Origin of the sequence: uncultured Christiangramia sp., assembly GCF_913046405.1 — a bacterium.
GTDB lineage: Bacteria > Bacteroidota > Bacteroidia > Flavobacteriales > Flavobacteriaceae > Christiangramia > Christiangramia marina.
Genome location: NZ_CAJWRQ010000107.1, coordinates 1 through 9,567 on the forward strand (window position 1 = coordinate 1; position 9,567 = coordinate 9,567).

A 9,567-nucleotide genomic window follows, 5' to 3' on the forward strand; every position below is an offset into this window, starting at 1 on the left:
TTTTGCTTCAAAACTGTCTTTGTATTGGTGCAGAACCTATGGAAGCTGATGATGCATGGAGATCTTTAAAAAGTGGAAAGATTGAAAGTAACGCTTCTGTTCTTACCATTGCAGACGGACTCAAAACAATGCTCGGAGACGTTAACTTCCCTATAATTAGGGATCATGTTTCAGAGATCATCAGAGTTTCTGAAGGAGAGATCATTGCAGCAATGCGCTTGATCTGGGAACGCATGAAGATTGTGGTTGAAGCTTCCAGCGCTGTAGCCCTGGCCGCCATTCTTCAGCAGAAATATAAGTTCAGAAACAAGAAAGTGGGCTTGATCATTTCTGGCGGCAATGTTGATCTTTCTAACCTGCCATTTTAGGAGTCTTTTACTACAGATATTGTCACCAGCATTTGTCCTATATGCCTTTGAGAATGTTCTGCAGCATGAAAAAGTACGCCAATTAAACTTGACTTAATTCGCCTCCTCCCTACTTCGACCGTATTCGTTAGATCTTCAGGCTTCTGTGATTTCAAAAATACTACCGCTTCGCTCAATTCATTTTCAGCCTTAATTATAAGTTCTTCAACACTAATGGAGGCATCAGCTTTTCCTTCCAGTTTTAAATAGTGCAACTGAGCTTCACTCAATTGTTCGCCTTTTGCATAAGTGATCAAACGGTTGGTCACACCAGCTATATGCTGAAGATGAAACCCTACAGACGCCCTTTCAGCAGGTTTTGTCCATAATTCGCCTGCAGGGAAATCAACAAGATATTTACGGAGTTCTTCTTTAGACTGAAGTAGTGCATGCGCTGCGGGCTGCAACAGGTCGGGTACATTTTCTACTTTACCGCGTAGCCAATTCTCTGGTTTAGCTTTATCCATTTTCATATTTTACTGTAAAATAGAAATTAAATCAGGTAAAAAAAAGAAGTCTTATCTTTAAGAAGAACATCAGGTTGTTATATTAAATAAATTCAGATGGAATTGTATCTCACCGTTGCGATCATCATCATTGGTATCATCCTGTTCGTGCGCGATTATTTTTCGATAGACACCACTTCTATCATCATCATGGCACTTTTTATAATTTCGGGAGTTCTAAGTCCCGAAGAAGGTTTCTCGGGATTTAACCATCCGGCTACCATTACGCTTGGTTGTATGTTCGTGGTTAGTGCTGCCGTTTTCAAATCGGGGATCATTGACGGTCTTAGTGCCAGGCTTATTAAGATTGCACGTATAAATTATTTTTCTGCACTCGTTTCCTTGTGTCTCACTTCAGCTGTACTTTCTGCTTTTATTAATGATTCTGCAGTAGTCGCGATTCTTATTCCTGTGGCATTACTGGTTTGCCGCGAAGCCGAAATTAGCCCGGCCAGACTTCTAATTCCTATCTCTTTTTCAGCATTATTTGGCGGCACCTGCACCCTTATTGGAACCTCAACGAATATCCTGGTAAGCAGTTATGCTGAAAAGCTAGGTTCTGAGCCCTTCGGCATGTTCGAGTTTTCAATGGCTGCTCTTTGCTTACTTACTATTGGCCTGGCGTATATCTTCCTGCTTGGACCAATTCTATTGCCAAAACGAGGATTGCCTGAAAACACAGGACTTATAAAGCAAACTGAAAAGTATATGGCCGAGATCGAACTACATCATGATCACGTTGATATCGACCTACCTGTTTCAGAATCCAGACTGGTCAAAGACTATAAGATCCAGATACTTAGAATAAAACGAAAACATTACCGGGTTTATGAAATCAATGGAGAAACGGTTTTAAGAGAAAACGATAGGATTAGAATCCTGGTGGATCCAGTAAACCTGGCAAAATTAAAATCAAAAAAAGGTATTTCTGTTAGAGGTGACAAAGAAAGCATCAAGGAAATGGAGGCCAATCAGGATGCCTCAGAAGTTTCAGAAGAAAAAAAGATCTTCGAAGTCATGATTCCATATGGATCTGAACTTGCGGGTCATTCCATTAGGGATATGAACTTCAGAAGCACTTATTATGCCTCTGTTCTGGCTATTCGACATCGTAAAGAAACGATCACCGAAGATGTTTCCCGGGTAGTTCTTAGAGAAGGTGATATGATGTTGTTATTCGCTTCAGAAAAAGCAATTTCAGTCCTTGCTTCAGAAAAAATGATCGTAACGCTTTCAGAATACCAGGGAAGAAATGTGAACTATAAAAAGGCAATTCCTGCGTTGCTCATCGTGATTGGGGTAGTTGCCGCTGCAGCCTTTAACATTACTTCTATCCTCATAAGTTCGATGGTTGGAAGTTTATTGATCGTCACCCTTACCATTTTAAAACCTCAGGAAGCTTACGAAGCTATTGAATGGAAAGTGATATTTATGATTGCCGGTGTACTATCTATGGGAAAAGCTTTGGAAAAAACTGGTGGTTCTGATATTGTTTCCCAGTACGTCTTTGAAACTTTGGGCGATATGGATCCCCGGTGGACGTTAAGCATGATATTTCTATTCACTTTTCTATCTACTAATGTCTTATCCAGTAAAGCGGCAGCAGCTCTCATGACGCCCATAGTCATAAGTCTGGCCGGGGCGATGCAGGTGAGCGAAAAACCTTTTTTGATTGGCGTCATGTTTGCATGCTCGCTTACTTTTATGACTCCGGTAAGTTATCCCGTGAATACAATGGTGTACGCGCCGGGAAATTATAGGTTCAGAGATTTTCTAAAGTTCGGAACTCCGCTTAACTTTATCATCTGGATCGCGGCCTCATTTATTATCCCGATGTTTTTCCCTTTTGAACTATGAGAAAAGTAAAATTACATAACCCTTTTAAAGCCAGAATCATTGACGAAAAACTGCTTCGTGAACATCTAGCTTTAGAACGAACTAAACTTGCAAACGAAAGAACCTTACTCAGCTATATTCGGGCATCTATATATTTGCTTATTAGCGGACTTGCTTTATTACAAATCAAGGATTATCAGGGTATCAGCCTGATGTGGGTAGGTTACTTATCCCTTTTCCTCTGCATCCTATTTATAATTGTTGGATTTTCAAGGTATGTTGCCCTGGAACGCAAACTTAACGGACTCCTTAGAGAACAACCGGAAGAAAATAACAAAGGCTGATGCTACAGAGTCTGGTGCATTACTCCATGCACTTTTTGGTGATCGCTGTGATCGCCTGGTTCTATGACCGTGAAAACTGGTTAAAATACTGGGCTATTCTTGCTGCTACCATGATCGTGGACATCGATCATTTACTAGCCACCCCAATTTTTGATCCCAATCGCTGCGGAATTGGATTCCATCCCCTGCATTCGGAAATTGCAATCGCTGCTTATTTATTCGGAATGATATTTATAAGACAAAAAATAATCAGATTGATATGTATCGGATTATTCTTTCATATGATCACAGATTTTCTTGATTGCGTATGGACAAACTATAATTGTAACTCCTGTATTTTCCCTAATCTCTTATAGTTTATTATACTTCGGAAGTAAATAGTAACTTGGCTTTTAAGCTTTTAAAAAAATATTGTTACTTCTGAAGCAGCATCTCTAAATAGGATGAAACTTTTGATAATCAATTTTTTAGCTCAATATGTACAGAAACAATTTCGAATTATCCGGTAATGAATAACCATATTGAATCTATTTTTAAACCATATCAGGCAGTAATAAGTGCAAATTAAAATTAACCCTTCAAATCGTTATAAAACTGTAGCACAAGGCCTTAAACTTTGTTGAAAATTTATTTCCTCAAGTTATATCAAATCAATCAATTTAATTCAATTCTTTTATCTTTACACTCCTTAATTCAGCCTAAGAAATAAATTATGCATGTAGCCATAGCAGGAAATATTGGTGCAGGAAAAACAACATTAACTCGATTACTAGCAAAGCATTACAACTGGGAACCTCAGTTTGAAGATGTTCTGGAAAACCCTTACCTCGAAGATTTTTACAACAAAATGGAGCGCTGGTCGTTTAACCTGCAGATCTATTTTTTGAATAGCAGGTTCAGGCAGATCCTTCAAATTCGCGAGAGTGGCCAGAAAATCATTCAGGATCGTACGATCTATGAGGATGCTTATATTTTCGCACCAAACTTGCATGCAATGGGTCTTATGACCAACAGGGATTTTGAAAATTATAAATCACTCTTTGATCTTATGGAAAGTGTGGTACAGGGACCAGATCTACTCATTTACTTGAGAAGCAGTATTCCTAACCTTGTAAAACAGATTCATAGTAGAGGGCGTGATTATGAAAACTCTATCTCTATTGACTATTTGAGTAGGTTGAATGAACGCTACGAAGCATGGGTACACGATTATAATAAAGGAAATTTGCTTATAATTGATGTAGATAATATTAATTTTGTGGACAATCCGGAAGACCTCGGTGATATCATCAACCGCATCGATGGACAGTTACACGGACTTTTTTAAATGATAATTGACTATGGAATCTACTAAGCTAAAAAGACCAAAACACAAGGGTTCTCCAAAACTCTTCGATAACCCGATCCTGGAAAAATTAACGCACACACATATATCGCTGCCATTGATCATTTTTGGTATGATCTCTGTCGCTTTAGTTTATTATGGAGTGTTTGAAAAAGGATTTGAAGCCCCGGCGATGATTGGATTATTCCTGGCAGGCCTTTTCTTCTTTACGTTCATTGAATACGTAATGCATAGGTATCTTTATCACATACCAGCAACTACGCCCAAAAAACAAAAATTAAGCTACACGATGCATGGTGTACATCATGATTACCCAAAAGACAAATCCAGGCTGGCCATGCCTCCTGTTCTTAGTCTGGTGATCGCAACGGTTTTATTCATCATTTATCGTGCGGTACTGGGAGATTATGTATTCGGTTTTCTTGCAGGTTTCCTGATTGGTTACGCTGCTTACCTGGCTGTTCATTATTCTGTTCACGCTTTTAAGGTTCCAGGAAACTTTCTAAAGATCCTATGGCATCATCACAGTATTCACCATTATCGTGAACCAGATCGTGCTTTCGGAGTTTCTTCACCACTTTGGGACCAGATCTTTGGTACTATGCCAAGAAAATCTCCGGTTCAGGAAAGAGCTGCGGTTGGAACCAGTATAGATCCAAGCTAATTCAGTACATACAAAAAAAAGTCCCTTGAAAAAGGGACTTTTTTTATGTTCTGAATTTTGTGACCTGACTATTTTATAAAGCCATTTTCACGGGCGTGTTCTTCCGCTTCCTCACTACTCATCACCATGAGCACCGGTACTGTATCAAAATTATCAATGATACTTTGCACACGTTGCATCTGCTTTTTGTGTTTCACACTTCTTAGATAGATCGCCAAAATACGATCTGAATACTGAGCCGCAATATCTGTATAGATGCTCGCATCATGTTCACCACTATCTCCAATCAGGATAAATTTAAGATCTGGATAAGTTTTTAGAATGTTGGTGATCTCCTTTTGCTTATGAGGTTTCTCAGGTTTCATAGTGCTTTCAAAAGGAGTTCGAAGATCACGTAACAACATGGGACCCTTGGGAAAATTATTGTGATCCAGGAACAATTTGAGATACTCATACATGTTCCAGGGACTGTTACTTAAATAAAACATGGGATTTCTAAACTTACCACTGGTTCCCTCGTGTAATTTCTTGTAAAGGCTCGGAGCTCCCTTTAATGGTATTCTTTTATAGGCGTTTGTTAGTAATGAATTCTTCAGTAAGCGCCATTTTAGAAATGAAGTAACTCCTGTATGCAGAATGGTATCATCAATATCACTTATAACTCCAAATTCAGCATCATGCTGCGGAATAAGAAATTCGCCACGTTTTGGGTTCTCCAATTCATCTGTTCTAGGTTCTACCTTTTCACAGTACCTAACCTCGTAATCTATCCAGCCTTCATTCGATGCATATTCAGATAAGTTTTCATCAAAAGTCTTATCGAACAGAAAATAACCTTCATCGCTGGTAGTCGTTCTTAAATTTACTTTTCCAGGAACCACCAGCTCCATTTCGGCATCAGGAATTTCAAAGCTATCGAATTGCTTATACGTATTTTTTATAGTCCGAAAAATGGACTGTTCCTTGACGATATTCAGTGGTTCATTATCTAAAACCCTTCCGAAGACATATAAATGGGAATAGGTACCATAACTTCTATAGGGCACAATATGAATTTGATCGAGGTTTCTATACCTGCCTAGTAGTTTTTTAAAACGTTTGATCATTAAAATTGAAGGTTTTGGTTCAAGTTATATTTTATTCTGAACCGAGTCTGCCAGATGGCCTAGTTTTATAATTATTTTAGTATTAAAGTCGGTTTAGAGCATCTAACACTTTTCCCATATCTATATCTTCAACTAACACTCCTTGAAAAAGATCTGGATTCTCCATAATTCTTGCGGGCATATTTTTGATATTGAAATCTATGATCTTTAGACCTGGTTTCACTTCGTTCCAGTGTAGAGGAGCTGAAACCGGAGCACCAGGTTTAGGTCTTACACAGTAAGGAGCAGCCAGAGTTTGTCCCCGTCTATTCTGTAGATAATCCAGGTAGATCTTATTTTTCCGATTCTTTACAGCACGATCCATGCTGGTAAGTCCTTTGGTTCTCTCAAGAACATAATAACAGATGAGCTTTGTAAATTCACGACCTTCTTCGTAAGAATATTTCGCACCAAGTGGGATATAAATATGAATTCCCGAAGATCCTGAAGTCTTGCAATAAGCTTCAATATTTGCGGACTCTAAAATCTCCTGTGTTACCTGCGCAACTTCGATCACTTCCTCAAATGTATTTTTTTCTGAAGGATCCAAATCAATGATAACATAATCTGGTTGATCCAAGGTTTTTATTCTACTATTCCAAGGATTGATCTCAATACACCCCAGGTTTGCCATATAAATTAAACTAGCCTCATCCTGGCAGAGAAGGTATTCTATATCTCTTTTCGCAGAAGTAGACCAAATCTTTAAAGTTTCGATCCAGGAATCCAGCAAACCTTCATTATCCTTCTGGTAAAAACCTTCTTTCCCGATACCATTTGGGTGCCTGTGGAGATTTTGTGGACGATCCTTTAAAAACGGGATCATATATTCTGAAACCTGTATGTAATAATCGATGAGATCGTACTTTCTGAAACCTTCTCCCGGCCAGTAGATCTTGTCCAGATTAGTGACATTAACTGTTCTGCCATTTATTTCTAAAGCATTGGAGCTAACCTTTGAGAAATTCTGAGATGCTTTGTTTGTGGTTTTTACATCACTTAAAGATTTATCTTCTCTTAGACCTTTGTAAACAGGATGACGCATTCTACCGCTCTCTGTCCATTCTGAAAATTTGATCTCACACACAAGTTCCGGTTTTACCCAATTTGGTGATCTGCCTTTAAAGTTTATTTTCTGAAGGAAGGGTGACTTTTGAATTTCAAGATTCTGCATCTTCTGAAGTAATTCCTGTTGCACCGAAGATGAGAATCCAGTTCCGCAATTACCTGCGTATTGTAATTCACCTTCTCTATAGATCCCGAGTATCAATGATCCGAAAACGGATCCTTTTGAATCTGTATAACCACAGATCAAAGCTTCTTCCGATCTTGTACCTTTTATTTTTAACCATTTCTCACTGCGGTATCCCGGAGTGTAGACTGAATCTGCTTTCTTTGCGATGACTCCTTCCATTCCATCTTTTAAAGCTTTCTTGAAAAAAGCATCTGCCATACTTTCAACATGCTCGCAGTAGTAGGTCATCTCCAACCCTTCCAGAACATCAGGAAGCAGACTTTTACGTTCGAGCAGGTTTAGGTCCAGTATACTGTGCCCATTTAGAAAAAGTAAGTCAAAAACATAAAAACGAAGATCTGCCGGGGAAGTACTGTCGTAATTTTGTAGTTGTTGAAACTGTGGTTTTCCATGCTCATCCAGAATTACCACTTCGCCATCGAGTATCACCTCATGAGGGATGCTGTCCAGGTCCTGAGCAAGCTTTGAAAACTTATCATTATAATTGATCCCATTCCTGGAGTACAGATTCACCTTGCCATCGCTGATACTTGCAAGCACTCTGTAACCATCCCATTTCAACTCGTATATCCAACCGGGTTTGCTAAAAATTCCATCTGCCGCAGTCGCCAGCATTGGCTTTATGATATCAGAATCGTTAAGACTTTTTACGATTCCTTGCGGAGCATAGTCTTCTGCGTCGTAATTTGAAGTAACAGAATGATCATCTTTTTTCTTTATTAGCAACCAATGCTTCTGTCCATCCTGCCTTCTTGTTCGAACCAGGGCAAATGTTCCTTTTATCTTATCTCCATGAAATTTTACTTTTAGATCGCCCTTTTTTAAAGCTTCCTCAGATCCGAAATCTCCTACCGATTCAAATGTACCGGTATCCCAGATTCTCATTTTTCCAGCCCCGTAATTACCCTTTGGGATCGATCCTTCAAAGTGTAGATACTTTACCGGGTGATCTTCAGTTTCAATGGCCAGCCTCTTATCGTCAGGATTCATGGAAGGACCTTTAGGAACGGCCCAGCTTTTAAGAACACCATTAACCTCAAGCCTCAAATCATAATGTAGTCTGGAAGCTCGATGACGTTGAATGACGAACCTATAAAGATTCTCTTTATCAAGATCACCTTTAGCTAAATAAACGAGTCCTAAGGTATGCAGGGCTCCAGCCTCTCCGTATTTATCATTGAGCTCATGAGCTATATCAAGTGAGCGGGTAGTGTAATCCAATGACTTATCACTGTCCCCCATTTTTTCATAGATAATGCCAATGTTATTTAATTCATGGCCAATGGCACGCTTAATGCCAAACTCCTCACTTATCTCAAGAGAATGAGTGTAATTTTCTAATGCTTTATCATAGTTACCTTTAGTTCGATATAAAACTCCTAAAGCCTTCAGCGCATATCCTACACCGGGTCTGTTATCAAGCTCTTCATTTATCCTTAGGGTACGGGTGTAGCATTCAAAAGCCTTCTCCGTCTCACCTTTTCTCCAGTATATCAAGCCCATACCATTCAATGAAGCTGCCACACCAGCCTTATTCCCCAGTTCCTCCGCTATTTCCATTGAATAGTTGAAACAGTCCATAGCTTTTTCGTAATCACCTTTGATATTGTAAATCACTCCCATGTTCTGCCGTGAATTTCCCATCTCATTCTTGTCACCAAGGGCTTTAGCTTGTTTTAGGATTCCGGTTTGAATATCTAAAGCTTTGGCATAGTTCCCCTCCGCATTATATGTAAACGATAGGAGTCTTTTCGCTGATAAAAGTTTATCATCCAACTTTATAGCTTTGTTTAATAACCCTCTTGCTATATTCGTATCTTCTATATTCTTACGATTCCAAAATTTATATCTGGCCTTCAGATAAAATTCATAGGCTTCAGGATTGGTGGTTTCTACTTTTTGCTCAACCTTTGGCTTAGTATCTAAAGCTTTTAGTAGCCCATCAGAGAGACTACCTTTAATTGTTGTTAGATTATCCCACTTTTCTTGCCATCTATCTGACCAAACCACTTTCTTATCTTTGGTATCATAAAGCTCTACAGATAGCTGAAACATATCATCCATA

9 protein-coding genes are annotated in these 9,567 nt (G+C 39.0%); 6 read left to right on the forward strand and 3 right to left on the reverse strand.

Translation table 11 applies throughout. The features are described 5' to 3' along the window. A partial coding sequence (locus QZ620_RS12165; protein WP_295182037.1) for a pyridoxal-phosphate dependent enzyme occupies positions 1–368 on the forward strand: 368 nt, incomplete at its 5' end. On the opposite strand, the gene QZ620_RS12170 is transcribed toward QZ620_RS12165, so the two are convergent. After that, the gene (locus QZ620_RS12170; protein ID WP_295182039.1) at positions 365–874 is read right to left on the reverse strand and encodes a DinB family protein; all 510 of its coding nucleotides are present in this window, start codon (positions 872–874) and stop codon (positions 365–367) included. The two genes, QZ620_RS12165 and QZ620_RS12170, sit on opposite strands and share 4 nt — an antisense overlap. A gap of 96 nt (positions 875–970) precedes the next feature. Here QZ620_RS12170 and QZ620_RS12175 point away from each other — a divergent pair, with 96 nt between their 5' ends. The 5 genes from QZ620_RS12175 to QZ620_RS12195 all read left to right on the forward strand — a co-directional run bounded on the left by QZ620_RS12175 (position 971) and on the right by QZ620_RS12195 (position 5,102). Continuing rightward, entirely contained in the window at positions 971–2,770 is a 1,800-nt protein-coding gene (locus QZ620_RS12175; RefSeq protein WP_295182045.1) for an SLC13 family permease, read from the forward strand. Continuing rightward, positions 2,767–3,093, forward strand: a complete 327-nt coding sequence (locus tag QZ620_RS12180) for a DUF202 domain-containing protein (RefSeq protein ID WP_295182048.1) — start codon at positions 2,767–2,769, stop codon at positions 3,091–3,093. The genes QZ620_RS12175 and QZ620_RS12180 overlap by 4 nt, the downstream gene beginning before the upstream one ends. Beyond that, the gene (locus QZ620_RS12185; RefSeq protein ID WP_295182049.1) at positions 3,093–3,449 is read left to right on the forward strand and encodes a DUF6122 family protein; all 357 of its coding nucleotides are present in this window, start codon (positions 3,093–3,095) and stop codon (positions 3,447–3,449) included. Before QZ620_RS12180 ends, QZ620_RS12185 begins: the two co-directional genes overlap by 1 nt. Before the next feature lie 356 nt (positions 3,450–3,805). Next, positions 3,806–4,420, forward strand: coding sequence for a deoxynucleoside kinase (locus tag QZ620_RS12190; protein ID WP_141878609.1), 615 nt, complete (start codon positions 3,806–3,808; stop codon positions 4,418–4,420). A 13-nt stretch (positions 4,421–4,433) separates the two neighbouring features. Next, entirely contained in the window at positions 4,434–5,102 is a 669-nt protein-coding gene (locus QZ620_RS12195) for a sterol desaturase family protein (protein ID WP_295182052.1), read from the forward strand. Positions 5,103–5,170: 68 nt separating this feature from the next. Here the strand turns inward: QZ620_RS12195 and QZ620_RS12200 are convergent, their stop codons facing one another. Together QZ620_RS12200 and ligD are read right to left on the reverse strand one after the other, a co-directional pair. Further along, positions 5,171–6,208 (reverse strand): App1 family protein, encoded by a 1,038-nt coding sequence (locus QZ620_RS12200; RefSeq protein ID WP_295182055.1) that lies wholly within the window; start codon positions 6,206–6,208, stop codon positions 5,171–5,173. Positions 6,209–6,290: 82 nt separating this feature from the next. Continuing rightward, a partial coding sequence (gene ligD / locus QZ620_RS12205; RefSeq protein ID WP_295182058.1) for a DNA ligase D occupies positions 6,291–9,567 on the reverse strand: 3,277 nt, incomplete at its 5' end.

Excerpts from the sequence above, each read along its gene's own strand:
- QZ620_RS12170 (WP_295182039.1), bottom strand. The coding sequence starts at position 874 with ATGGATAAAGCTAAACCAGAGAATTGGCTACGCGGTAAAGTAGAAAAT.
- QZ620_RS12175 (WP_295182045.1), top strand. The coding sequence starts at position 971 with ATGGAATTGTATCTCACCGTTGCGATCATCATCATTGGTATCATCCTG.
- QZ620_RS12180 (WP_295182048.1), top strand. The coding sequence starts at position 2,767 with ATGAGAAAAGTAAAATTACATAACCCTTTTAAAGCCAGAATCATTGAC.
- QZ620_RS12185 (WP_295182049.1), top strand. The coding sequence starts at position 3,093 with ATGCTACAGAGTCTGGTGCATTACTCCATGCACTTTTTGGTGATCGCT.
- QZ620_RS12190 (WP_141878609.1), top strand. The coding sequence starts at position 3,806 with ATGCATGTAGCCATAGCAGGAAATATTGGTGCAGGAAAAACAACATTA.
- QZ620_RS12195 (WP_295182052.1), top strand. The coding sequence starts at position 4,434 with ATGGAATCTACTAAGCTAAAAAGACCAAAACACAAGGGTTCTCCAAAA.
- QZ620_RS12200 (WP_295182055.1), bottom strand. The coding sequence starts at position 6,208 with ATGATCAAACGTTTTAAAAAACTACTAGGCAGGTATAGAAACCTCGAT.